This is a genomic window from Planomonospora antibiotica (assembly GCF_014647955.1).
In the GTDB taxonomy this organism is placed as follows: domain Bacteria; phylum Actinomycetota; class Actinomycetes; order Streptosporangiales; family Streptosporangiaceae; genus Planomonospora; species Planomonospora parontospora.
The window spans coordinates 1-22427 of sequence record NZ_BMQE01000014.1 but is presented as its reverse complement, the minus strand read 5'-3'; the positions used below and the strand labels follow the sequence as shown (position 1 = coordinate 22427).

Here is a 22427-nt window from a genome sequence, read left to right as displayed (position 1 = left end):
CCGCCCCGGTGCGCTCACCCGCCGAAGCGGAACGCCCCCGGCCGGGGCGAGCGGGTCAGGCGCCGGTAGAGCGTCGTCGGCCCCGGCCAGTTGTTGGTCACCCGGCCCGCCGCGTTCTTGTACCAGCTCGTGCACCCCGCCTGCCAGACCATGTCGTCCATCGCCCGCTCCAGCCTCCGCCGCCAGGCGTCCATCGCCTCGGGCCGCACCTCCATCGGCCCCGCATCCGCCAGGTACGGCAGGCAGCCCATGATGTAGCGGACCTGGCACTCGAGCATGAAGACGATCGAGTTGTGGCCCAGGTTGGTGTTGGGCCCGTACAGCAGGAACAGGTTCGGGAAGTGCGGCACCGCGATGCCCAGGTACGCCTCCGCGCCGTCCTTCCACTCCTCGTGCAGGCGGCGGCCCTGCCTGCCGACGACCTCGATCGGTGCGAGGAAGTCGGTGGTCCGGAACCCCGTCGCGTAGACGATCACGTCGGCCTCGCGGTGACCGGCGACGGTCTCCACCCCCGAGGGCGTGACGCGGACGATCGGGTCGGTGACGACGTCCACGTCGGGCCGGGCCAGCGCCGGGTAGAACGCGCTGTCGATGACGACCCGCCGGCAGCCGACCGGGTAGGCCGGGGTGAGCCTGGCCCGCAGCTCCGGGTCGGGGATCCGGGCGTGCAGGTGCTCCAGGGCGCGCCTGCGGAGCAGCCCGGTGCTCCACCCGCCCGCCAGGGCGCTGTGCAGGGTGGCCTCGGCGTAGCGGTAGACCCACTCGCGATAGGCCCGCTGCAGGAACGGGACGTACCGGAAGGCCGCCCGCGCCGCCGGGCCGAAGACGGCGTCCGGCTTGGGGATCACCCAGTTGGGAGTGCGTTGGAAGACGTCGAGGTGTCCGGCGGCCTCGGCCACCGGCGGGATGAGCTGGGCCGCCGACGACCCGCTCCCGATCACGGCCACCCGCCTGCCCGTCAGGTCCACCGAGTGGTCCCAGCGGGCCGAGTGGAAGGAAGGACCGGCGAAGGACGACCTGCCGGGGATGTCGGGCAGGCGGGGCCGGTTGAGCTGGCCGACGGCCGAGACCACCACGTCGAAGAGCCGCTCGCCGTCCGCCGTGCGCACCCGCCACCGGCCCAGGGACTCGTCGAAGGCGATCGAGGTGACCTCCGTGCCCAGCCGGATGCGCGGGCGCAGGCCGTACTTGTCGGCGCAGGCCTCCAGGTAGGCGAGGATCTCCGGCTGCCCCGGGTAGCGGCGGGTCCAGCTGGAGTACTTCTCGAAGGAGAAGGAGTACAGGTGCGAGGGGATGTCGCAGCCCGCCCCCGGATAGGTGTTGTCCCGCCAGGTGCCCCCGACGTCGCCGCCCTTCTCGAAGACCGTGTAGGAGCGGATGCCCGCCTGCTCCAGCCGGATGGCCATGCACAGCCCGCCGAACCCGGCACCGATGATCGCGACAGTGGGACTCATACGTCGGCCCTCCACGAGTCAGGATCCACTTACACTAGGCGATCCGCGCGCCCGGAAACAGGGGCGGAGATGACGACGGCGGCGGCGGGGCCGGGACCCGGGAGGGGGCCGCGCCCCGGACGCAGGGAGCCGGGGAGGGGGCGCGCCTCGGACGGAGGAAGCCGGGAAGGGGGCGCGCCTCGGAAAGGGGGCGCGGGGGGCGGCGGGGGCGGCGGGGTTCGGCCCCTCCCGGAGCGGGCCGGTAGTCTGCCGCACGTGTCCACCCTCGCCGACGCCGTCACCGAGCTCGAGACCCTCTACGACCCCGCCTGGGCGGAGTCGTGGGACGCGGTCGGGCTCGTCTGCGGCGACCCCGCCCAGCCCGTCCGGAAGATCCTGTTCGCGGTGGACCCGGTCGCCGCCGTCGCGGACGAGGCCCTGGCGTGGGGCGCCGACCTGATCGTGACCCACCACCCGCTCTACCTGCGCGGCACCACGACCGTCGCGGCCACCACCTTCAAGGGCCGGCTGGTCCACCGGCTGATCAAGAACGACGTGGCCCTCTACACCGCCCACACCAACGCCGACGTCGCCGACCCCGGAGTCTCCGACGCGCTCGCCCGCGCCGTGGGCCTGACCGGGCCGCTGGTCCCGCTGAGCCCCGCCGCCGACGACCCCCGCCGCGGACTCGGCCGCGTCGGTTCGCTGCCCGAGCCGACGCCCCTGCGCGACTTCGTACGGCGGGCCGCCCGGGGACTGCCCCGCACGGCGGGCGGCCTGCGCGTCGCCGGAGACCTCGGCCGGGAGGTCCTGCGGGTCGCGGTGAGCGGGGGAGCGGGCGACTCCCTCCTGGGCACGGCCCGCGCCGCCGGAGTCGACGTCTTCCTCACCGCCGACCTCCGCCACCACCCGGCCAGCGAGTTCGCCGAGGCGTCCTCCTCCGGCGGCGGCCCCGCCCTCGTCGACGCCGCCCACTGGGCCACCGAATGGCCCTGGCTGGCCGACGCCGCCCGGCGGCTGACGTCAGGGTTGGCGGCGCGGGGGATTAATGTTGAGGCACGTGTCTCCGAGACGGTCACGGACGCATGGACGACAACAGCAGAGTCAATGACCCCGGCCTGAAGGCCGGGGCGTGAGGTACGGCACCGCCGTATCTCAAGCCCGCGTTGACCAGCCCCAGTCATCAGCGGATGGAGGTGCGAAGTGATGGCTACGTCCGATGTGCGACGGCAGACCCACCGGCGGGTGCTTCCTCAGCCCGCCGCTCTGGAATCCACGGGAGCAGACACCCCGGGTCGGGACGAAACGGCCCGTGGAGACACGATCGGCGACGATTGCGTACCGGGCATCGGACCTGGGCGAGGGGAGACCCGCGCGTGGCGCACCCGCGCGCGCGGGCGTCACCCCGAGGCGGCTGCGGTCGCCGAGGGAGAGCGGGGCGGTAACGTCCCATCCGTGTTCGTGCTCGACAAGCACGGCGAGCCGCTGATGCCGTGCCATCCGGCGCGTGCCCGCGAACTGCTGGCATCGGGGAGGGCGGTGGTGGTCCGGCACACACCGTTCGCCATCCGGCTCAAAGACCGTACGGTCGCCGACTCCAGGGTGGCCGGGGTGGAGGCGGGCATCGATCCGGGCAGCCGCCACACCGGCCTCAGCATCTTCACCCAGGCGGGCGGCGTCCGACGGGGGATCTTCGCCCTGCAACTGGACCATCGGGGCGGGTGGATCCGCGACAAGCTGACCGCCCGCGCCGCCTACCGGCGGGGTCGCCGGTCACGGAACCTGCGCTACCGCGCCCCCCGGTTCAACAATCGGACCCGGCCCAAGGGGTGGCTGGCGCCGTCGCTGCGCCACCGCGTCGACGGCACCCTGTCGTGGATCACCCGGCTGCGCCGGTGGGCGCCGATCCGGGCGATTCACGTGGAGCGGGTTGCGTTCGACACCTCCGCGATGGCGGCCGGGCGGTCGCTGTCGGGAACGGAGTACCAGCAGGGCACCCTGGCAGGATATGAGGTCCGCGAATACCTGCTGGCCAGGTGGGAGCGGCGGTGTGCTTACTGCGATGCGCAGAACGTCCCGCTGAACATCGATCACATCCGGCCCCGCGCCCGGGGCGGCTCCGACCGGATCAGCAACCTCACCCTGGCGGTGCACGCGGTCTCGGGCGGACGTACCAAGTGGAACCGGCACCGGACCGCAGCGCCGAAGTCCCACACGCTGGACGCCCTGCACGTCGGTGAGATGGAGACCGTCGTTTCCTGGCCGTCGACCGTACTGGTGGCGTCCGCGACCGGGCGCGGCTCCTACGCCCGCACCGCACCGGACCGGTACGGCTTTCCCCGGCTGCGGCGGCCCCGGACCAAGCAGGTGCACGGGTTCGCCACCGGGGATCTGGTCCGCGCGATCGTCCCGGCCGGGAAGAAGGCCGGGACCCATGTCGGGCGGGTCGCGGTCCGCACCACCGGCAGCTTCAACATCCGCACCGTCCGCGGCTTGGTGCAGAGCATCGGCCACCGCCACGTGCGGTTGCTGCAACGCGCGGACGGCTACGGCTACACCACCATCAAGGAGACCACGATGACCGACCGTTCCGCGTTTTCTCCCCGGCCTGAAGGCCAGGGCTTCCACGCTGGAGGTAATCAGTGAAAGCAGCCCCGGCATCCCAGAAGCGCCTGCTCGACCTGGCCGAGGTCGACTCCGTCCTCGACCGGCTGGCCCACCGCCGCCGCACCCTGCCGGAGCTGGCCGAGATCGACGAGCTCGCCGCCCGCGTGGCCAGGCTGGCCACGCAGGTGATCGCCGCCGAGACCGAGGCGGGCGACCTGGCCAGGGAGCAGTCCAAGGCCGAGTCCGACGTCGACTCGGTCCGGGTCCGCGTCGAGCGGGACCAGAAGCGCCTCGACTCCGGTCAGGTCTCCTCCCCCAAGGACCTGGCCAGCCTCCAGTCGGAGATCGCCTCGCTGACCCGCCGCCAGGGCGACCTGGAGGAGGTCGTGCTGGAGATCATGGAGCGCCGGGAGGCCGCCGACGAGCAGGTCGTCAAGCTGTCCGCCGAGCGCGACGAGCTCGCCGCCGCCCGCGCCGCCGCCGAGGACCGCAGGGACGCCGCCTTCGCCGAGATCGACAAGGAGCTCGGCGAGGTGAAGGCCAAGCGCTCCGGCGTCGCCGCCGACGTCCCCGCCGACCTGCTCTCCCTCTACGAGAAGCTCCGCGAGCAGTTCGGCGTCGGCGCCGCGATGCTCCAGGGCGGCCGCTGCCTGGGCTGCCGGACGAGCCTGTCCATCGCGGACGTCAACCGCATCAAGGCCGCCCCGCACGACGAGGTGATCCGCTGCGAGGAGTGCCGCCGCATCCTGGTCCGCACCCCCGAGTCCGGGCTGTGACGTCCTATCTCGTCGAGGCCGACGGCGGGTCCCGGGGCAACCCCGGTCCCGCCGGTTACGGCGCGGTGGTCAAGGACGCCGCCGACGGCCAGATCCTGGTCGAGGACGCCGCGGCGATCGGCACCGCGACCAACAACGTCGCCGAGTACCGCGGGCTGATCGCCGGCCTGCGGGCCCTGCTCGACCTGGCCGGGGACGGCGCGGCGGCCGAGGTGCGGATGGACTCCAAGCTGGTCGTCGAGCAGATGGCCGGCCGCTGGAAGATCAAGAACGAGGGCCTGCGCCCGCTCGCCTCGGAGGCCGCGGCCCTGGCCCGCCGCCTCCGGGTCACCTGGAAGTGGATCCCCCGCGAGCGCAACACCGATGCCGACCGCCTGGCCAACGAGGCCATGGACGCCGCCGCCAAGGGCCTCCCCTGGCGCTCGACCGCCTCCGTGACCGGGGGAGCCCCCGCGATCGGGGGAGCCTCCGGGCGCGGGGGAACCTCGGCCGTCGGGGCCGCTCGCGTCTCGGAACGCCCGGCCGCCTCCTCGTCCTCCGGTCCCGCCGCCTCCGCGCCCGCCGCGTCCCCGGCCGCCGGACGGGCCGGAGCCTCCGCGCCCGCCGCCCAGGGGTCCCTCTTCGACGCGACGGACGTCTCCGAGGTCCCGTCCGGCCTTCCGGCGAAGGCGGCCGCGACCGCGGGTACGGTCACCGGAACCGCCCCGGGCACCGGCTGGCGGCCCCCCACCACCGCGGCCACCACCCTCATCCTGCTCCGCCACGGCGAGACCCCGCTCTCCGTCGAACGCAGGTTCTCCGGCCTCGGGGACCCCGAGCTCACCGCGAACGGCGCCGCCCAGGCCGAGGCCGCCGCGGCCAGGCTCTCGCAGCCGCCGTACGGCGTGCAGGTGATCGTCAGCTCCCCGCTCAGGCGGGCCCGGGCCACCGCCGAGGCCGTCGCCGTCAGGACCGGCCTGGAGGTGGTCGTCGAGGAGGACCTGCGGGAGGTCGACTTCGGCGACTGGGAGGGCCACACCTTCACCGAGATCCAGCGCCGCTGGCCGGACGGGCTCAAGGCGTGGCTGTCGGACCCGGCTGTCGCGCCGCCGGGCGGGGAGAGCTTCGAGACGGCGGCGCGGCGGGTCGAGGCGGTGCGGGACGGTCTCGTCGAGCGCTACGAGGGCAGGACGGTCCTCGTCGTCTCCCACGTGACGCCGATCAAGACGCTGCTCCGGCTCGCGCTGCTGGCTCCGCCCGCCGCGCTGTACCGCATGCACCTCGACCTGGCCTGCCTGTCCCAGGTCGAGTACTACGCCGACGGTCCGGCCGTGGTGAAGTCGTTCAACGACACCTCGCACCTGCGCTGACGGTGAGGGTGGGCCCGGCCGGAGATCGCCCGGGAGCGGATAAGCTAGGCGGCACGGCGGACGAGCCGGCCGGGCGGCCGCGTCGGGTCCCTTGCGGGCCCGCCGAGGAAGGTCCGGGCTCCACAGGGCAGGGTGGTCGGTAACGCCGACCCGGGGTGACCCGCGGGACAGTGCCACAGAGAACAGACCGCCTCTCGCAAGAGGGGTAAGGGTGAAACGGTGGTGTAAGAGACCACCAGCGCCCACGGTGACGTGGGCGGCTCGGTAAACCCCACCCGGAGCAAGGTCAAGAAGGGACGCTCCGCGAGGAGCGTCCCGCGCGCGACGTTCGAGGGCTGCCCGCCCGAGCCGCGCGGGTAGACCGCTCGAGGCCGGCGGCAACGCCGGCCCTAGATGGATGGTCGCCCCTTCATGCGAGTGAAGGACAGAACCCGGCCTACAGGCCGACTCGTCCGCCCTATCCGCCCCTGACCTGCGGCGGAACCCTCAGACGGGAAGATCGAAGCCCTGAGAGGGCACATCGGGGGCACATCCGGCGGACCCGAGCGCCGGGGCGAACGCGTTGTCCAGCGCCGTCCGCGCCCGCTCGGAGGCCTCCGGGACCAGATGCCCGTACAGGTCCACGGTCGTCGTGATGGACTCGTGCCCGAGCCACCGGGACACCTCGGAGATCGGCACGCCCTCGGCGAGCGCCGTACTGGCGAAGGTGTGTCGCAGATCGTGGAACGTCATGTCCACCGGCACCCCGGCCGCGAGGATCGCGGGCCGCAGTACGTCGGCGTTCCGCCGGCAGATGCTCGGCGATCTGCCGTGCCGCGGCGAGGTGGTGTTCCGCCTCGCTCTGGTTCCACAGCCGGGAGTAGGCGGCGGCCCGCAGGTGCAGCGCTCCCCACAGCGCCCGGATCGTGTCGTCACCCGTACCCATGTGCGGGTCAAGCTGGTCGAGCGCGGACAGCGCCGCGTTCTTCGCCGGGTCGAGCGCCGCTTCGTGGAACCAGACGCCGCACAGGTCCCAGGACGCGGCAGCGACGAGTTCGGGAACGCCGACCTGCTGGGCGGCGACGAGCTCGCGCTGTAGCGCCACCGAGGAGATTGGAGGAGACGCGCGCCATGTGGCAGGCCCGCAGCATCAGCGCCTCTGCCCGGTCCTTGTCCGCTGTCGAACCGGAGGTGATGAGCAACAGGTCGGTGATGATGCTCGGCAGCACCTCGCCGAGGGCGGTGAATTTGGCGTCCTGGCGGAGTTGCTCGGCGAGCCGGACGTTCGCCTCCAGTTCGTCGAGGCCCCGCGGTTCCCGGTTGCCCAGGAGCGCGGCCCCGCCCGGCATGGTGGCCTGCTGGAGAGCCGGACGCAGGCCGGGGACCGCGGAGTGTCCGGAGTCGAGGTCTTCCGTGTCGTGCCGGTACGGCTGGCCGGTGAGTTCGGCCATCTCGACTCCGAGCGCTTCGGCGAGCTGGCCGACGACGCTCATCCGGTCGAGCGGCAGCCGGCCGTTCTCCACCTTCGACAGCCAGGAGACCGAGCGGCCGATCTTCTCCGCGAGGGTGGCCTGATCCCAGCCCTTACGGTGACGGGCCCGCGCGATCCGCTGGCCGGTCGTCATCTGTTCGGTAGCCACGTTCTCCCCTGCCTCTCGTCGTCTGGTTCGACGATAAGCCGGGTGATCTGAGCCACTGGCAGAAAAACTGCCAGTGGGCAAACGCCTGTAGCCGCAGGCCGGGTGTGACCTGCGGAAACAGACGATGATGAAGTTGTCCGCAACTGCGCGCGACATGTTCAACGCACCGTGTCGAGCATTCCGGTTACCGGATCGGTCAGAACATATCCGCTATTTCCATCTCCTCTCAATTCCGGGTTAATCCGAGGGCGGTCATCGGGCCTGGCCGAGGAGGAGCCGCAACCACAGGCGCTCGGCGTCCCGGATGCGCAGCCACTCGCTCTCATGGACGGCCACGCCGTCGGAGCGGTACGTCCGGCGGATGAACGCCAGGCCCCCGCCGAGGCAGAACTCGTAGCTGACCGCATGGTGGGAGCAGGTGTGCTCGCGGATGCGGATACGGTCCGCGCGAGGAGCAGCCGGGTTCCAGGTCAACCGCTCATAGGCCTGCTGGAGCGGTGCCAGGTGGAGCGTGTGGTAGACGTCCGCGGTCCGCCCCTGGTCGCGCATGGTCTTACCTCAGCCCCTCTTGCTCTTGGAGGAGTCGGACGAAGTTCGCCAGGCCGTCTGCGCAGACCGTGCGCTGAAGGCCGGCGTCGATCTGCTGGTCCGTGAGCGTCTCGCCGCGCCGGGTCGCGTAGAAGGCTCCCGCGTCGCTGCGGAACACCGACCAGGAGGGGAAGACCGTGCGGATCGCGTCGAGGTCGTAGGTCACCGGGGTCATGATCTAACCGTAGGTCAACCTGTCCTATCCTGTCTACACCATTCCTAGGAATTGCTGTTCTATGTTCGCAGGTAGGGGCATACCTAGAGTCGTCTTGTGATCGAATGGGACCCCAGGCTGTACAAGTGGGAGCAGATAGCGAACGTCGTCGCCGAGCGCATCAAGGACGGCATCTATCCGCCCCTGACGCTGATCTCCGAGGTGAAGCTTCAGGAGGAGTTCGACGTCGCCCGGGTTACCGTCCGCAAGGCGATGGAGGCCCTGCGCGCGCAAGGCCTGATCACGACCAAGCCCGGCAAGGGATCGATTGTCAGCCCTGCCGACAGCTCATGATCGGGTAAGAGGACGCGCATGTTCGCCTGACACCCGTCTGAAAGCGTCAGTCCATGATCGTACGATCACCGTCCATGACTGACGCCCGAACCGTATCGTTCGATCTATATGTCCACTATCGCCAGACGTACCTCGTCGACGACACCGACGACGCCATGGGCCCGAACGGCATGCCCGCCGATCACCCGGTGCATCCCGTCGGGATCATCCGCGTGGACGACGGCGGTGCCTTCCTGATCACAGGCCTGCACACAGGCACGGTCGGCTTCTCGGTGACCGTGGTCGACCATGATCCGGGAGCCGACATCGACGGGTACGAGGACATCGTGGAGATCAGCTTCAAGTCCGAGGCCGGACAACTCTCCCTACACGAGTGGGGCGGTGGGGACTTCCACGAACTCCCCGAACTGCCTGCTGGACCAGGCTGGTACCGGTTGCGCTACCACGCCCAGAACATGGACGAGGCCGCGGAGGTGGACACCTCAGACGAGATCATTGACCGCTATCTCCTGCAGATCTGGCCCCAGGATGAGTCCACGCCACGTGTCGTCAAGAGCGCGAGCGGATGCCTTGCTTACTGGCGCAGGCCACGCTGAGGTCCAAGAGGTCTCCGCTGCTCAACGATGACCCCACGCGCCCAGCTGAGCCACCAGGTTGAAGAGCACACCTTCCCGTATCCCGCAGCAGTCCAGCAGGCGGAAGCCATACCAGATGGGGCACCCGCCTGAACAAGATCATCCGTGCTCGTGAGCTGCGGATGAGAACTTTCTCTACGTCTTTAAAGGCGGTCCGCTCCGCGGCCCGCCGCGCGTCGGACGGTCGCCGGCCGCGCTGCGGCTCTTCGGCCGGTCGCGGCCGCGCCGCCCACGCGCTCAGGTCCACCAGGCAGACCGCTGGAGACGATGAAGTCATCCGGTAGCTGCGGAGATCTCTCGGTAGGGCTGCCGCGCCGCTTCCGCTCCTCGGGCCTGGCGGCCCTGCGGTACGGGTCGGCTTGCCATCGAATAGCCCTTGATCTCGCCGTGAGGCCCTCAGGAGGCTGCGAGCGCCCGCGGTAGGATGTCAGCCGCGCAATAGCTTGCGCTCTTCGGCCTTAGACAACGTGCTCGTGGACTTGGACGAGGCGTTCCGGGTGTGGGGCGGAGAATTCGTCGAGGACCACCGGCTCGGTGCTGGGGGAAGTGCTGGGTAACCGGGCGATCACTTCGGATTGAAGTCTTCGAAGACGTCGAGCGTCTTCGGTCTCGATCGGACCATGCGGCTCGACCTCCTCTCCGGCCAGCCGGGCGGCCATGGGCCAGATTATGGCTAACTTGATCATCGCTTCGGCGTGCACGATCTTGCATTCGTAGTCGCGGGCCAGCCTTCTACAGCATCCCAACCAAGAGAACGTCCGTTCCACTACCCGTCCGCGGGGCAGCACCTGAAAGCCTTTCACGCCAGCGTTGCGCGGCATCGCAACGGTCTCTGTCCTTGGCGGCCCAACACACCAGCCCGGAATCAACGGTGTTGACGTACCCGCGGTCCATCCACGCAAGCCCCACCCGCGGAAACATTGCGCGGAGCTCGGAAAGGACCAGCTTGGCGCCGGCCCGGTCATGCACGGAGGCCGAATTCACCACCGCTCGCAGCGCCAGGTCACAGGTGTCCACCAGCAGGTGACGCTTACGGTCCTGCATCCTCTTGCCCGGCTCGAAACCGATCGCCTCGCCGCCCTGGCAGGTGCGCACGGGCTGCGAATCCAGCATCGCCACCAGCGGCTGCGGGTTACGGCCCTCGGTGACACAGACCTTCTCACGCAGCACGTCATGGACACGGTCTCAGGTGCCGTCGGCTGTCCAGGTGCGAAACCGCCGGTAGGCCGCATCCCCATTGATCCAGGTCATGCAGGACCAGCCGTCAGACGCAGTTGGTGCCCACACGTACAGCACCGTGTCGATGATCAGTTGGCGCGGGAACTTCGGCGAGTGTCCGCCTCTGTGCGGGTCCCGCGTGGGCAGCAACAGCGCGATCACCGCCCACTGAGCATCGGTCAAAGGGTTGTCATGGGAAGGCTCACACGTGCAGGAACACATGTCGATGATCCTTGCGAAGCCGGAATCCGTAAGGATGCATCACGGGAGCTTTCCCGCAGAGTGTACGGACCCTAGGTTAGCCGACCCAGTCCTCTGACCACACCTTCTCTTCAAGCCATAGCGTTCATGAAGGCCGTACCCAATGCCCAATGCGAGCCCACATGCTGATGGAACAAGGAGGGCGCTCGCGACAGGTGTCGTCACAAATTGTAGTGTTTCAATTACATAAAGTGAGTATCCCTTGAGTGTCGGACTTGTGCAAACACACATCGTCCTCACGTGTATGCTCCAGACACTCGCGGCGTTGGACCCTCGACAGGAGTCGACAGAGCATGCATAGCAAGGTGACCCTGGTAACACCAGAGTTGGCCCAGGAGTGGCTCAACAAGAACGATCAAAATAGGCCGATGAGCAGGCAGTTCGTTGCTACCCTTGCCAAGGCGATCGAGCGCGGTGAGTGGCAGGTCACGCATCAAGGGATCGCGTTCAGCGAGAACGGCTCACTTATCGACGGCCAACACCGGCTCGCTGCCGTGGTCAAGGCGAATATGCCTGTGGAAGTGCTTGTCACGTGGAACGTTGCCCAGACTGCTTTCACGGTGATGGACACCGGTCGAAAGAGGACGGGACGCGATGTCTTGTCGCTGGCTAACGAGACCAATAGCACTCACCTGGCAGCCGCTATACGAGGACTCCACCTCTATCGAACGGCGCGGGATGCACAGTGGTCAGGGGGTCAGTCGATCGTCAGCAACGACCAGATCTTGAAGATCCTCGAAGAGAACCCGGGCATGCGCGAGGCCGTGACGCGCGGGATTGCGATTAACCGGAGTACAAAGATTACGATTACAGCGGCGGCGGTCGGCTGGTACGTTACGAGTCAAGAGCGGCCAGACGTCGACCAGGGGCCCTGGCTTGACGGGCTCCTCACCGGAGCGAATTTGACCGTTGGTGACCCTCGCCTCACATTGCGCAATACCATGCTGAACCTTGCCAGTGGGAAGGCGGTTCGGCGAAAAGATGACTCACGAGAGCATCTGCTGTACTACCTGAAGGCATGGAATGCCTGGGTGGAAGGGCGTCAGAGCAAGCTGTTGCGGCGGTCTCCTGGGGAACAGATGCCGGCTGTCTCTCGACGTTCCTCTCCTCCGGATCTGCTACCACAGTAGGTTGATCAGCAGTCCGTTCGTTGCGAGATGTGTCTTGCTTGGGGAAGCTCATCCGGTGCTCCGCGGCCTGTGCCAGGCCATGGCGGTACTGGAGGCCATCCTGAGCCCAGACGACGAGGAACGCCGTACCATTCCTTCGACGTGGACTGGAGCCCAGGGGAGGCGGCGGCCTCCATGCGCAACGGCTCTGGAGACGAGTACCCCATCGTCTTCTCAGCGGGGAGTGCCTACATCCGCGGGTTCGACCACGAGGCAGTGATGAGTCCGTACGGCAATGACGCAGCTTGGCCGGGAGTGCTCGACTCCGTTCCCGAGGACTTCCGCGACTGCGTGACCAAGCTCGCGTTCGACGAGGACGGCATGCGGGTCGTGATCACCTGCCTGTGGCGCGAGATCGGCGACGATCGCTGGCGCATAGGCAAGATCGACTACTCGGACGGGGTGAACCGCCCCGACGGCGTGATGCACTTGTTCGCGCGGCTCGTCGACCCGTCTGCGGAGGCGTTCCGGTGTTTCGCCGAGGACTACTACGGGGTCCCGATGAATCTCGGCGCGGTGCGGCACGCCTACGCCCCCGCCCGCCGACGCAGGCGATGGTCACCGCGCTCAACGCCGATCTCACCGTGAACGACCTCGCCGGAGACCTCGCGGCGGCCCTGTATTCCTCCGCCGCCGACTGAGATGACGGCCCCCCGTAGGGCGGTGATCGTGCAACGGCTCGCGCTCTTCGACCTGGACGACACGCTGGTGAACCTGGACGAGGCGTTCCGGGAGTGGGCTGCGGAGTTCGCCGAGGGGTACGGCCTCGGACGTGAGGCGGTTGACTGGCTCATTGCTCTCGACCAGGCGGGTTATCCACACCGTGAGGTCTTCTTCGGCAAGGTCCGCGAGCACTTCGCCCTCGCCGAGTCGATCGAGGAGCTGTGGGGCCGCTACCGCAGGCGCATGCCGTACCTGGTGCGCTGCCAGCCCGAGGTGATGGACGGACTAGCGCGGCTGCGCGCGGCTGGGTGGAGGGTGGCCATCGTCACAAACGGGACGGCGGACAATCAGCTCGGTAAGATCCAGCGGACGGGACTGGCCGAGGCCGTCGACGCCTACGCGCTCTCCGGGCTGGAAGGCATTCGCAAGCCCGATGCAGGCCTGTTCGAGATCGCCGCCCGGCGGTGCGGCACGGCCCTTGCCGGCGGGGGATGGACGGTCGGGGACCACCTGGTCGCCGACATCGGCGGGGGACGGGCCGCCAGTCTCCGGACGGTCTGGATCGACCGGGGAACGTGGCCGGACCAGGAGCGCGAGGCGGACCACGTCGTCACGGACGTACTCCAGGCCATGGAGATCCTGCACGGCGAGCGCTGAGCGGAACATCGTGCGGTGATCCGCAAGGGAGCCCGCCCGGCAGGGATCCATGGACTGATGGACGGGGACGTTACCTTGGTGCAGGTGACCTTTGTGAACGTCGTCCGGGGCAAGGGCGACGAACCGTATCTGTGTCCGTGCTGTGGATTCCGCACTCTCGACGAGCGAGGCATGCACGAGATCTGCCCGGTGTGCTTCTGGGAGGACGACGGGCAGGACGGGCATGATGTCGACGAGATCCGTGGCGGTCCCAACCGAGGGTTGAGTCTTACCCAGGGACGGGACAACTTCGCCGTATTCGGCGCGAGCGACAAGCGGGACGTCGGCAAGGTCCGCGATCCGCTCCCGCACGAACATCCGATCGGATGATCTTGCTAACGTGGATGCTAACAGCGGATCCGGACGGACCTGGACGATCACGGATTGAGGGGCGCCGTGGAATCGTCCTGAGCAGGCGTGGAAGACGGAGGCGGACGGTCCTGGACGGTCTGCATTCGGTTTGTAAACAGAAGGTCAGGGGCTTGCAGGCCAGAACCGCAGCCGGTACGCCTCCAGTCCTTCGGGAAGGCCTTCTTCCGGGTAGCGGGCACCGAGGCCGGGGCGGACGCTCGCGCAAAAGAACCAGGTGCGAGCCTGCTCGCACAGATCGATGATCTTTCGAGAGGGGTGGCTGTGAACCCCGGTCAACCGCAGCTTGCCCGAGCTGGAGTAGAACTCTGCCGTCTCGCTTCTGCTCCACTGGTCGGTGTCGTCGGGTGGCGGGCCGTCCCAGCGCTCAACGGTGACGTCGACACTGTGCCAGGATTCCGTCTGGCTGCTGATGATGGCGGCGTTCGCGCCGGCCAGGAACCAGTCGGTCCTACTCGCCCGGTCCGCGAGCTCGAAGAGGCCCTCGGTCCCCTCCGGTTGCCCGTTGGCTCCATCAAGGTCGATGACCATGAACTGGCCGAAATCGATCGTGACCGTGTCCGACAGGCGTTCGATCAGACGGGACATCGACGTCCTTGGGGTGAGGCGGGAGAGGGAAACCGATGCTACCTCTTAATGATCATCCGGTGTGGCCGGCCATGGTGCCGGACGAGTGCGGTGACAACAGCGCTGACGGCGACGTCCTCGCACCCGAGCTCACCTCAGCCACCGCCCACCACCCTCTGACCACGGCGTCCGATGCCCGATAAGGGCGATCGCTCCGCCTGAAAAACGGACGGTCGCTCTGTCGCAGAAGTCAAGGCAGTTCCGGCCTGTCTCTGCAGATCGGAGGGCGGGGTCTGAATCAAGGTGCGGGTAGTTCGCCCATGCGAAGCAGGACGAGCCCTTCGTCGTACCACTCGGAGCGGTCGCCAGCCGGAGGCAGTTCGACTCCCGCACATCCAGCAGGAGCGGAAAATTGTTGTCGGAGCTGTTTCATGAGCTGTTCGGCCAGCTTGAGCGTCTCCGGCAGGTCGTCAGGGGCCTCGATGCTGAGGCCGAGAACCGTCGCCCCATCGCGGGTGATCGTGATGATGGCCCCATAGTGGTCACGAGCCCTGAGGTAGAGCGTGAAGGCGTCATCCCCGTCTGCGCGGCGTAAGTCGTCCAGGGCCTGGGCATCTGTGTCGCTCGTGATACCCAGGACATGGACCCGTGTGAAAGTGTGGAACCGTTCGTCGCCGGGGTCGTCCACATCGACGTAGGTGTCGATGAACTGTCTGAAGATTTCAGAGCTACGCCCCGGAATCCACACGTAGACGTCAAGGCATAGGCACACAGGCTCAGCATAGGTCCTCACACCATGCTGGATCGGTGCAGGTCAGCCCCATAAAAGGCGTCAGGGTGAGGGATACCGTCGTCGGCGGGGTGCGGTCTGGAGAGGACGCAAGCGGAGCGTGAGGTATTTCCGGCGAGAGTGGGACGAGGACCGTGGAGATCGGTACGCGAGCTGGGGGACGTCCGTGTTCTACCTGGCGATCGACGACGAAGGATACGCCCATATGCAGGTCGAGGCATACGCCGACGGAACGGTGACCGCCTACGATCCGGAGCATGACGAGGATCGGTACGGCATGCTGACTTACGCCCGGTCGGATCTGGACGGGTTCGCCCCGTACGAGATCAGCGAGCAGGAGTTCCACGAGGTGTTGAGCCGGCTTTCCCCGATGAACCTGCCGACTGATCGGGCGTGGCCGCCAGGGCGATGATGCGCCGTATTCCATCGCCCCTCTGCCGGAGCACCAAGCCTGCGAGGACAGCCCTCCTGAGCCGAGCAGGGGAAGCGCCCGCGGGGCACATCGAGGGCACATCACGCCGGAAGGCAGCGACAACCATCGGCAAACGACGACAGTGTTTTCCCATTTCAGAGCCAAAGTCGTTGATCCCGCCGCAGGTCGCAGGCAGGCGGAATCAGAACCCGGCCTACAGGCCGACTCGTCCGCCCCACCCCTTTGACCGCGGGCTCAGGGTTCAAGCTCCGTTCTCGTTCCGGCTCTGTTCCGCCAGGCCCTTGATCTCAACGTCGACGGCGCCCCGGCCGAGGTCCTCGTCGTCCGGGAACAGGTGCCCGTGGGTATCGAAGGCCTCGCCGATGGCGGCGTGGTCCAGGCGGCGCTGGATGCTCTTCGGTTTACGGCCAACGAGGCTCTCCGGCCGCCCCAACCTCGGACCTCGCCTCCGGGGTGGTGTACGCCCGTCCGTTCCAGGTCGAGGGAGCCGAGGCCGGAGTGGGCGGCAGGCGGGTACGGCGACGAGCGGCGTTCGCCGCCCCTTCCATCCAGAAAACGAACATAAAGTCATAAAAGGGACTCGATTCGAGATCGGTGAAGGAGCTCGCGGTGCACAAGGTCGTCCACATCCGGCCGGTCGATGACGTCATCAGCCACGAGGAGGCCGCTGACTGCCTGTGCGGTCCTGCCGGGGAAGGGGTGTACGCGGCGGCCACGACGCAGGCGGTCGGCCTGATCTACCGTCACCACGCGCTGCAGCCCTGCCGGGAATGGGAGGCCTCCGCCGACGCCTGAACGGCCGGGCGGACCCGGCCGGGTCCGCGGCCGTGCGACCCCGTCAGCAGATGGTGATGGCCCCGCGTCGGGCGGGGCCGCCCTCCGGGCCCGCGTGAGCACCGGTGGGCGACCGCCTCTGTCCGTCTCGGTGCACCGGTCACCGGCTCACTGATGACCCGCGCGGGCGGCCTGGACGGTCTCGCGAAGGTGGGCTTCGGCCTCGTTGCTGAGGGAGGTCTGGATGATGTGCCCGCCGTAGGAGGAGATCTCCGGGATGACCTTGTCCGGGGTGCTCCGCACGACCAGGGCCAGCAGTGCGGCGGTGCCGGGCTCCAAGCGGGTGGCGAGCTGCCGCATGAAGTCGTCGTCGACGCCGACGTCGCTCATCGCGCCGCTCGCCGCTCCGGCGGCGGCGCCCAGGGCCATGCCGAACAAGGGCATGAAGAACAGCATCCCGATCAGGCCGCCCCACAGCGCGCCGCTGCTCGCGCCCAGGCCGGTCATGCTGGTGGCCTGGTGCAGTTTGATCTTCCCGTCCTGGCGGCGTTCGACGACGACCGCGTCCTCCAGGGTGATGAGGTTCTGCTGCTGCAGCTCGGTCAGCCGGCCGCGGACCGCCTGGGCGGTGGCGACGTCGGGGTAGGCGACGGCGATGAGATGGCTCATGGGTGTCCTGTTCTCTGGTCGGTTTCGTCGATGACGGCCTGGTGGACCGCGGCGTGCATGCGAGCCGGCGGCGTCCCGGCATCCCGGCGGGCGGCCGGGTGGCGTGCCGCTGACGCTTGTCTGCTCCCCCCTCCCAAGTCGGGAGAGCCCCACGCTCAGCCAAAGAAGTGCTGTGGGTCGCAGAAGGAGTCCTCTTGGAGCGCCCCGGCCGAGGCCGCGCGGACCGGAGTGGGGACGGGCCGGGCAAGTCCCACCCGAGGGGTGATTTATCCGATTTATGGGCTTTATTCCGATTATGTGGATGCTGGAGGGTCCGGTGGGGTAACCCAGCCTTGAAAGGAGGGGCGGCCGAATCATCGCGCGCCGCTCGGCCGATGACCCCAGGCTGTCCGGGCGGAGGCTCCGCCGGATCAGGCCGATGCGCAGTCGAGGTCGCATCACCGGCGACAGGCCAGGCTGGGCACCACACGGCGCCGGACGAAGGCCGCCGAGACGGGACATCCCGATCGGCGCCCCTGCCCCGCTGCACCATAGGGCGGAGGGCGGGCGGCCACGACGAAAAAGGACCCGAAGATGGCGAATCCACGCTATGCACAGACACCGCACCGGGACGGCTCGTCGGCGACGATGCCGCCACCGCGCCACGGGGCGCAGCAGGCGGACGCAACGGACCGGGCGCAACCGACGGGAGCGGCGCCACCTCCTCCGGTCACCGGCTGGGTCGGCTGGGTGATGTTCGCCGGCATCACGATGATCATCACGGGCTGCTTCCAGGCCGTGGCGGGCCTGGTGGCCCTCTTCAACACCGACTTCTACCTGGTGACCGCGAGCGACCTGGCGATCCCCGTCAACTACACGGCCTGGGGATGGACGCACCTGATCATGGGTGCGATCGTCGCCCTCGCCGGCGCCGCCGTCATGGCGGGCCGGACCTGGGGCCGGGTGATCGGCATCACCCTCGCAGCCGTCCAGGCCGTCGCCAACTTCGCCTGGTTCGCCGCCTACCCGTTCTGGTCGGCGATCATCATCGCGGTCGACGTCTTCGTGATCTACGCGTTGGCCGTGCACGGCGGCGAGATGCGGCACTTCGACCGCGCGGATGCGGACCCGCGATAGACCCGCCCGGTGGGGTCGGATGCGGACGCTCCCCCGGCCGGCCGCATCCGACCGCGACAGGTAAGGAGCAAGCCGGTCCGCGACAGGTAAGGAGCAAGCCGGTCCGCGACAGGTAAGGCGCCGATGAACCTGCAACCGCTTCCGCTGGTCACCGGCGTGGCGCTGGCACGCGGACTCGCCGTTCCGTGGGAATGCCTGTGGTGGATCCTCCGGCCGGAGGATCCACCACAGGTCAGGGGGGCGATGTCCGTACGGCGTCGCTCCCCGGCCGCCGCGGACGTCAGGAACCGCAGACCGTGCCCTTGGCGGGGACCTTCCCATCGATCAGGTAGGCGTCGGCGACCTTCGTCGTGCAGGCGTTGACCCCGTAGGCGCCGTGGCCCTCGCCCTTGGAGGTCACCAGCACGGCCGTCTTGAGCTGCTTGGTCAGCTTCGGCCCCCACGCGTACGGCGTGGCCGGGTCACCGGTCGTGGCGACCACCACGATCGGGGCCGAGCCGGTGGCGTCGACCTTCTTGGCCGCGTCGCTGCCGGCGAACGGCCAGGCCCCGCAGAGGGCGCTCAGGCCGGCGCCGCCGAACATCGGATTGATCTTCCGCGCCGCGGCGTCGGTCCTGGCCTGTTCCGCGGCACTGGGCCGCTCGGCGGAGTCGGCGCAGCTGATGGCCGGGAAACTGGTCAGCATGGTCGAGTAGGTGCCGTCGGCCCGGCGGCCGGTGTAGCCGTCGGCCAGGCCCAGCAGGAGCCGGCCGTCGCCCTTGAGGGCCGATCCCAGTGCCTGCTCCAGCACCGGCCAGGCCTGCTGGGCGTACAGCGCCGCCCCGATGCCGGTGACCGCCAGGCTCTGGGTGAGCTCCCGCCGGTCGACCTTCAGCGGCTTGGCGTCCAGGCGCTTCCACAGGGCCCGGACCGTCCTGTCGGCGGTCTTCCGGTCCGCGCCGAGGACGCACTTTCCGGACCCCTTCGCGGCGCAGGCGGCGAGGAACGCCTTGTACGACCGCTGGAACCCCCTCATCTGGTCGAGGGTGCGCTGCCGGAACGAGACCGTCGGGTCCAGCGGGGCGTCCAGCAGGAAACGGCCCACCTTCTCGGGGAACATCGTCGCGTAGACCGCCCCCAGATGCGTGCCGTACGACATGCCGAAGTAGTCGAGCCTGCTCTCACCCAGTGCCTCACGCAGCAGTTCCAGGTCCCGGGCGGCGCTGACGGTGCCCACATGGGGCAGGATCTCACCGGAGGTCTTCTCGCAGGCCCGGACGAACTCCGCGGTGGCCCGCTTCAACTGTGCCCGCTCGGCCCGGGTGTCCGGGGTGGCGTCGGCGGCGTTGTACTCCTCCATCTCCGCGGCGTCGCCGCACCGGACACCGGAGCTGCGCTCCACTCCGCGGGGGTCGAAGGAGACCAGGTCGTAGCGGGCGTTCAGCGCGGTGTAGGCCGGAGCGGCCAACGGCAGGATGTCCACGCCCGAGCCGCCGGGCCCGCCGAAGTTGAACACCAGCGAACCCAGCCGCTTGCCGGAACCGGTGGCCTTGATACGGATCAGCGCCAGCTCGATGCTCTTGCCGCCCGGGTCGGCGTGGTCGAGGGGGACGGTGAGCGTGCCGCACTCGGTGCCGGCGGGAAGCTTCTGGCCCTCGGCGGGCCGCATGCCGGCGCACGATCCCCAAGCGATCGTCCCCTGTCCGGAACCCGAACCGGTGCTCGTCGCGGCGGCCGGGCCGCCGGCGGTGACCAGGGCCAAGGGCAGGGCGGCGGCGATCGCCGTGATTCTCACAGGGCGCATGGGCACTCTTTTCATGATCGGAAGGTTTCTGTCGGGGCGAGGCGTCCTCCAAGAAAGATCTTGCCTTTCCTGTCCGCGAGCGGACAGTCGCCGATATCACCGGACGCATGTGGATCTTGCGTACGAGTTCGATGACAAATGTCATCCGATCCGGAGGTCCGCAGGCCGGGGGCGTGCGACGACCGACCTCGGAAGGGCCTGCGGGCGGAGCGGAGCCCGTATGCGTTCGGGCGGACGGATCTCGTAGGCTGCACCCGTGCTCCCCGACCTGCCGTGGCCTTCGATGACTCACCGCGAGGCCACGGCCGAGCTGGTGCTGGCGGGCTGGACGCCGTGCGGCGTCGGCGACTGGGCGATCGGCCTGCGCTCTCCGGACGGGCTGTGGGCGGCCAGGGTGTGCCCGTTCGACCCGGCCTACGCCGCTTTCCTCGAACTCTGCCGTCGCCGGCCGGGCAACCCCCACCTGCCGCGCATCGCCTTCGACACGCCGCTGGAGGGTGGCGGCACGCTGGCCGTGCTGGAGTTCCTGATCCCGCTCGAGGCGGCGCGGGCGGAGGAGCTCGCCCGCCGGTGGCGGGAGGGTACGGGCGGCCCGGCCCTGGCCGAGGTGCGGCGGGTCGCCGCCGCGGTCGACGCCGAGTTCCGGGCCCGGACGCCCTGGTGGGACGGGGTCGACCTGAACGCCGGCAATCTGCGGCAGGCACTCGACGGGCGGGTGGTGGTCGTCGACGTGTTCTGCATGGACGGCGCCTCCGTCTACGGGCAGGTCCTCCGGGACGCCGCCGTGGTCCGCGCCGAGCTGCCCGGCAGCCGTCACATCCTCGACATCCCGTACATCGCCCGGGAGAGCACCCCCGAGGAGATCCGCGCTCTTCGCTCCGCGTGGTACCGCACGCCGTAGGAGCCGGCGCGGCGCGATCGGAGACCGGGTGACGCCGACCGGCACGGGCCGCAGCGCCGAAGCGCCGGTCGCTCCCCTTCAGGCGACGTGTTGCTGCCAGGGGGTGGTGTGCAGCAGTTCGTCGATGCGGGGGGCGGGGACGGGCGGGGAGAACAGGTAGCCCTGGGCGTGGGGGGCGCCGAGTTGGCGCAGGAGGGCGGCCTGGTCGGGGGTTTCGACGCCTTCGACGATGGTGTCGAGGCCGAGGCTGGCCGACAGTTCCAGGATGGCTTTGGTGAAGGCGCGGGTCTGGGGGTGGTCGGCGGCGGTGGGCGGGGTGGTGAAGGAGCGGTCGATCTTGAGGATGTCGACGGGCAGGGTGCGTAGGTAGGCCAGGGAGGAGTAGCCGGTGCCGAAGTCGTCCAGGGCGATGCGGATGCCGTGGGTGCGCAGGGTGGCCAGCAGGGTGGTGATGCGGTGGGTTTCGGCGGGGGTGGTGGCCAGGAGCATGCTTTCGGTGATTTCGAGGATGAGGGCGTGGGGGGGCAGGTGGTGGCGGGTCAGGGTGTCCAGGACGGTGTGGGGGAAGGCGGGGTCGCGCAGTTGGCGGCCGGAGATGTTGACGGTGACGGCGGTGTGGTGGCGGTGGTGCCAGCGGGTGGCGTCGGTGATGGCCTGGTTCAGGGCCCAGTGGCCGAGGTCGGTGATGAGGCCGGTGTCTTCGGCGATGGGGATGAAGACGTCGGGGGGGACGGGGCGGCCGGTGGTGGTGGGGGTCCAGCGCAGGAGGGCTTCGACGGCGTGGATGGTGCCGGTGGTCAGGTCGACGACGGGTTGGTAGTGGAGGGTGAGTTCGTTGCGGGTGCGGGCGTGGCGCAGGCCGGTGGCCAGGGTGGTGTGGTGCAGGTGGGCGGTGCGCAGGTCGGGGTGGAAGAGGGTGGTGTGGTTCTTGCCGTGGGCTTTGGCGGTGTAGAGGGCGAGGTCGGTGTCGCGCAGGGCGTCGGTGGGGGTGGTGAGGGGCAGTCCGGTCAGGATGCCGATGCTGGTGGTGAGGTGGAGTTCGCGGTCGCCGATGCGGTAGGGGTGGGCCAGGGCGGTGCGGATGCGGTGGGCCAGGGTGGTGGCGGTGTCGGGGGTGGCGTGGGTCAGGACGAGGGCGAACTCGTCGCCGCCGAGCCGCGCCAGGGTCCGGGCGGAAGGGGCCAGGGCGCGCAGGCGGCCGGCGACGGCGACGAGGAGTTCGTCGCCGACGGGGTGGCCGTAGGTGTCGTTGACGTCCTTGAAGTCGTCCAGGTCCAGCAGGAGCAGCGCCGGCGGGAGAGGCCCCGAAGCGGCGACGGCGGCCTGCAGCGCGTCGATGAGCAGGGTGCGGTTGGCCAGGCCGGTGAGCGGGTCGTGTGAGGCGCGGTGGGCGAGGCTGCGGCGGAGCAGTTCCTGGTGGTGCAGGGCGGTGGACAGCTCGCCGGCCTGGGCGGCGAGGCGGTCGGCCTGGTGGTCCAGGACGAGGGCGCGGTTCTCGGCCAG

At 69.2% G+C, this 22427-nt stretch carries 27 protein-coding genes and 1 other RNA gene; 15 read left to right on the top strand and 13 right to left on the bottom strand.

What is annotated here, in order from left to right; genetic code table 11:
* Positions 1-14: 14 nt before the first annotated feature.
* The gene (locus tag IEZ06_RS15265; RefSeq protein WP_189237354.1) at positions 15-1454 is read right to left on the bottom strand and encodes a flavin-containing monooxygenase; all 1440 of its coding nucleotides are present in this window, start codon (positions 1452-1454) and stop codon (positions 15-17) included.
* Positions 1455-1709: 255 nt separating this feature from the next.
* Here IEZ06_RS15265 and IEZ06_RS15260 point away from each other — a divergent pair, with 255 nt between their 5' ends.
* From IEZ06_RS15260 to rnpB, 5 genes are all read left to right on the top strand, one after another.
* Positions 1710-2555: a Nif3-like dinuclear metal center hexameric protein gene (locus IEZ06_RS15260; protein WP_203871965.1), complete on the top strand. Its 846-nt coding sequence runs from the start codon at positions 1710-1712 to the stop codon at positions 2553-2555.
* Positions 2556-2888: 333 nt separating this feature from the next.
* Positions 2889-4079 carry an RNA-guided endonuclease IscB gene (gene iscB, locus IEZ06_RS15255; RefSeq protein ID WP_203871966.1) on the top strand — a complete coding sequence of 397 codons (1191 nt, stop codon included), beginning with the start codon at positions 2889-2891 and terminating at the stop codon, positions 4077-4079.
* Positions 4076-4816 carry a zinc ribbon domain-containing protein gene (locus IEZ06_RS15250; protein ID WP_068898423.1) on the top strand — a complete coding sequence of 247 codons (741 nt, stop codon included), beginning with the start codon at positions 4076-4078 and terminating at the stop codon, positions 4814-4816. Before iscB ends, IEZ06_RS15250 begins: the two co-directional genes overlap by 4 nt.
* Positions 4813-6165: a bifunctional RNase H/acid phosphatase gene (locus IEZ06_RS15245; RefSeq protein ID WP_189237352.1), complete on the top strand. Its 1353-nt coding sequence runs from the start codon at positions 4813-4815 to the stop codon at positions 6163-6165. Before IEZ06_RS15250 ends, IEZ06_RS15245 begins: the two co-directional genes overlap by 4 nt.
* Positions 6166-6226: 61 nt before the next feature.
* Positions 6227-6620: RNase P RNA component class A (gene rnpB / locus IEZ06_RS15240), an RNA gene on the top strand.
* Positions 6621-6651: 31 nt separating this feature from the next.
* Here the strand turns inward: rnpB and IEZ06_RS37180 are convergent.
* From IEZ06_RS37180 to IEZ06_RS15220, 4 genes are all read right to left on the bottom strand, one after another.
* Entirely contained in the window at positions 6652-7080 is a 429-nt protein-coding gene (locus IEZ06_RS37180) for a tyrosine-type recombinase/integrase (protein WP_268245604.1), read from the bottom strand.
* Positions 7081-7097: 17 nt separating this feature from the next.
* Complete coding sequence (locus tag IEZ06_RS15230; protein WP_189237350.1) at positions 7098-7784, bottom strand: helix-turn-helix domain-containing protein; 687 nt, start codon at positions 7782-7784, stop codon at positions 7098-7100.
* A 252-nt stretch (positions 7785-8036) separates the two neighbouring features.
* Positions 8037-8333: a hypothetical protein gene (locus IEZ06_RS15225; RefSeq protein WP_189237349.1), complete on the bottom strand. Its 297-nt coding sequence runs from the start codon at positions 8331-8333 to the stop codon at positions 8037-8039.
* 4 nt (positions 8334-8337) lie between these two features.
* Positions 8338-8547, bottom strand: coding sequence for a hypothetical protein (locus tag IEZ06_RS15220; RefSeq protein ID WP_189237348.1), 210 nt, complete (start codon positions 8545-8547; stop codon positions 8338-8340).
* A gap of 96 nt (positions 8548-8643) precedes the next feature.
* On the opposite strand from IEZ06_RS15220, the gene IEZ06_RS15215 reads away from it, so the two are divergent.
* Both IEZ06_RS15215 and IEZ06_RS15210 read left to right on the top strand, forming a co-directional pair.
* Complete coding sequence (locus IEZ06_RS15215) at positions 8644-8880, top strand: GntR family transcriptional regulator (RefSeq protein ID WP_189237347.1); 237 nt, start codon at positions 8644-8646, stop codon at positions 8878-8880.
* A gap of 74 nt (positions 8881-8954) precedes the next feature.
* Positions 8955-9476, top strand: coding sequence for a hypothetical protein (locus IEZ06_RS15210; RefSeq protein WP_189237346.1), 522 nt, complete (start codon positions 8955-8957; stop codon positions 9474-9476).
* Between the two features lie 771 nt (positions 9477-10247).
* Here IEZ06_RS15210 and IEZ06_RS36315 read toward each other — a convergent pair.
* Positions 10248-10685 carry a transposase gene (locus IEZ06_RS36315; protein ID WP_203871969.1) on the bottom strand — a complete coding sequence of 146 codons (438 nt, stop codon included), beginning with the start codon at positions 10683-10685 and terminating at the stop codon, positions 10248-10250.
* Positions 10686-10700: 15 nt separating this feature from the next.
* Positions 10701-10916 (bottom strand): transposase, encoded by a 216-nt coding sequence (locus tag IEZ06_RS36310; protein ID WP_203871970.1) that lies wholly within the window; start codon positions 10914-10916, stop codon positions 10701-10703.
* Between the two features lie 371 nt (positions 10917-11287).
* On the opposite strand from IEZ06_RS36310, the gene IEZ06_RS15200 reads away from it, so the two are divergent.
* The 4 genes from IEZ06_RS15200 (at position 11288) to IEZ06_RS15185 (ending at position 13852) form a co-directional block, all read left to right on the top strand.
* Entirely contained in the window at positions 11288-12124 is an 837-nt protein-coding gene (locus IEZ06_RS15200) for a hypothetical protein (protein WP_189237345.1), read from the top strand.
* Between the two features lie 141 nt (positions 12125-12265).
* The gene (locus tag IEZ06_RS15195) at positions 12266-12751 is read left to right on the top strand and encodes a hypothetical protein (protein ID WP_229798177.1); all 486 of its coding nucleotides are present in this window, start codon (positions 12266-12268) and stop codon (positions 12749-12751) included.
* Between the two features lie 75 nt (positions 12752-12826).
* Complete coding sequence (locus IEZ06_RS15190; RefSeq protein WP_229798175.1) at positions 12827-13483, top strand: HAD family hydrolase; 657 nt, start codon at positions 12827-12829, stop codon at positions 13481-13483.
* A 15-nt stretch (positions 13484-13498) separates the two neighbouring features.
* Positions 13499-13852 carry a CPCC family cysteine-rich protein gene (locus IEZ06_RS15185; RefSeq protein ID WP_203871971.1) on the top strand — a complete coding sequence of 118 codons (354 nt, stop codon included), beginning with the start codon at positions 13499-13501 and terminating at the stop codon, positions 13850-13852.
* 144 nt (positions 13853-13996) lie between these two features.
* On the opposite strand, the gene IEZ06_RS15180 is transcribed toward IEZ06_RS15185, so the two are convergent.
* On the bottom strand, positions 13997-14479 hold the full coding sequence (locus tag IEZ06_RS15180) for a hypothetical protein (RefSeq protein ID WP_189237344.1): 483 nt from the start codon (positions 14477-14479) through the stop codon (positions 13997-13999).
* A gap of 277 nt (positions 14480-14756) precedes the next feature.
* Complete coding sequence (locus tag IEZ06_RS15175; protein WP_189237343.1) at positions 14757-15251, bottom strand: hypothetical protein; 495 nt, start codon at positions 15249-15251, stop codon at positions 14757-14759.
* Positions 15252-15414: 163 nt separating this feature from the next.
* Between IEZ06_RS15175 and IEZ06_RS15170 the strand changes: the two genes are divergently transcribed.
* On the top strand, positions 15415-15660 hold the full coding sequence (locus IEZ06_RS15170) for a hypothetical protein (protein WP_189237342.1): 246 nt from the start codon (positions 15415-15417) through the stop codon (positions 15658-15660).
* Positions 15661-15922: 262 nt separating this feature from the next.
* Here the strand turns inward: IEZ06_RS15170 and IEZ06_RS15165 are convergent, their stop codons facing one another.
* A complete protein-coding gene (locus tag IEZ06_RS15165) occupies positions 15923-16114 on the bottom strand; it encodes a hypothetical protein (protein ID WP_189237341.1) in 192 nt (63 codons plus the stop codon).
* 176 nt (positions 16115-16290) lie between these two features.
* Here IEZ06_RS15165 and IEZ06_RS15160 point away from each other — a divergent pair, with 176 nt between their 5' ends.
* Positions 16291-16476, top strand: coding sequence for a hypothetical protein (locus IEZ06_RS15160; RefSeq protein WP_189237340.1), 186 nt, complete (start codon positions 16291-16293; stop codon positions 16474-16476).
* 147 nt (positions 16477-16623) lie between these two features.
* Here IEZ06_RS15160 and IEZ06_RS15155 read toward each other — a convergent pair whose 3' ends face one another.
* Complete coding sequence (locus tag IEZ06_RS15155; RefSeq protein WP_189237339.1) at positions 16624-17124, bottom strand: DUF1269 domain-containing protein; 501 nt, start codon at positions 17122-17124, stop codon at positions 16624-16626.
* Between the two features lie 573 nt (positions 17125-17697).
* Here IEZ06_RS15155 and IEZ06_RS15150 point away from each other — a divergent pair.
* A complete protein-coding gene (locus tag IEZ06_RS15150) occupies positions 17698-18240 on the top strand; it encodes a DUF7144 family membrane protein (protein WP_189237338.1) in 543 nt (180 codons plus the stop codon).
* Positions 18241-18520: 280 nt separating this feature from the next.
* Here IEZ06_RS15150 and IEZ06_RS15145 read toward each other — a convergent pair whose 3' ends face one another.
* Positions 18521-20023 (bottom strand): alpha/beta hydrolase, encoded by a 1503-nt coding sequence (locus IEZ06_RS15145; protein ID WP_189237337.1) that lies wholly within the window; start codon positions 20021-20023, stop codon positions 18521-18523.
* A gap of 283 nt (positions 20024-20306) precedes the next feature.
* On the opposite strand from IEZ06_RS15145, the gene IEZ06_RS15140 reads away from it, so the two are divergent.
* Entirely contained in the window at positions 20307-20924 is a 618-nt protein-coding gene (locus IEZ06_RS15140) for a hypothetical protein (RefSeq protein ID WP_189237336.1), read from the top strand.
* Between the two features lie 78 nt (positions 20925-21002).
* Here IEZ06_RS15140 and IEZ06_RS15135 read toward each other — a convergent pair.
* The coding region (locus IEZ06_RS15135) for a putative bifunctional diguanylate cyclase/phosphodiesterase (protein WP_189237335.1) at positions 21003-22427 on the bottom strand (1425 nt) is incomplete at its 5' end.

Coding starts and splice junctions, on each gene's coding strand:
- IEZ06_RS15265 (WP_189237354.1), bottom strand. CDS start 1,454: ATGAGTCCCACTGTCGCGATCATCGGTGCCGGGTTCGGCGGGCTGTGC.
- IEZ06_RS15225 (WP_189237349.1), bottom strand. CDS start 8,333: ATGCGCGACCAGGGGCGGACCGCGGACGTCTACCACACGCTCCACCTG.
- IEZ06_RS15220 (WP_189237348.1), bottom strand. CDS start 8,547: ATGACCCCGGTGACCTACGACCTCGACGCGATCCGCACGGTCTTCCCC.
- IEZ06_RS15210 (WP_189237346.1), top strand. CDS start 8,955: ATGACTGACGCCCGAACCGTATCGTTCGATCTATATGTCCACTATCGC.
- IEZ06_RS15200 (WP_189237345.1), top strand. CDS start 11,288: ATGCATAGCAAGGTGACCCTGGTAACACCAGAGTTGGCCCAGGAGTGG.
- IEZ06_RS15180 (WP_189237344.1), bottom strand. CDS start 14,479: ATGTCCCGTCTGATCGAACGCCTGTCGGACACGGTCACGATCGATTTC.
- IEZ06_RS15155 (WP_189237339.1), bottom strand. CDS start 17,124: ATGAGCCATCTCATCGCCGTCGCCTACCCCGACGTCGCCACCGCCCAG.
- IEZ06_RS15150 (WP_189237338.1), top strand. CDS start 17,698: ATGGCGAATCCACGCTATGCACAGACACCGCACCGGGACGGCTCGTCG.
- IEZ06_RS15145 (WP_189237337.1), bottom strand. CDS start 20,023: ATGCGCCCTGTGAGAATCACGGCGATCGCCGCCGCCCTGCCCTTGGCC.
- IEZ06_RS15140 (WP_189237336.1), top strand. CDS start 20,307: ATGACTCACCGCGAGGCCACGGCCGAGCTGGTGCTGGCGGGCTGGACG.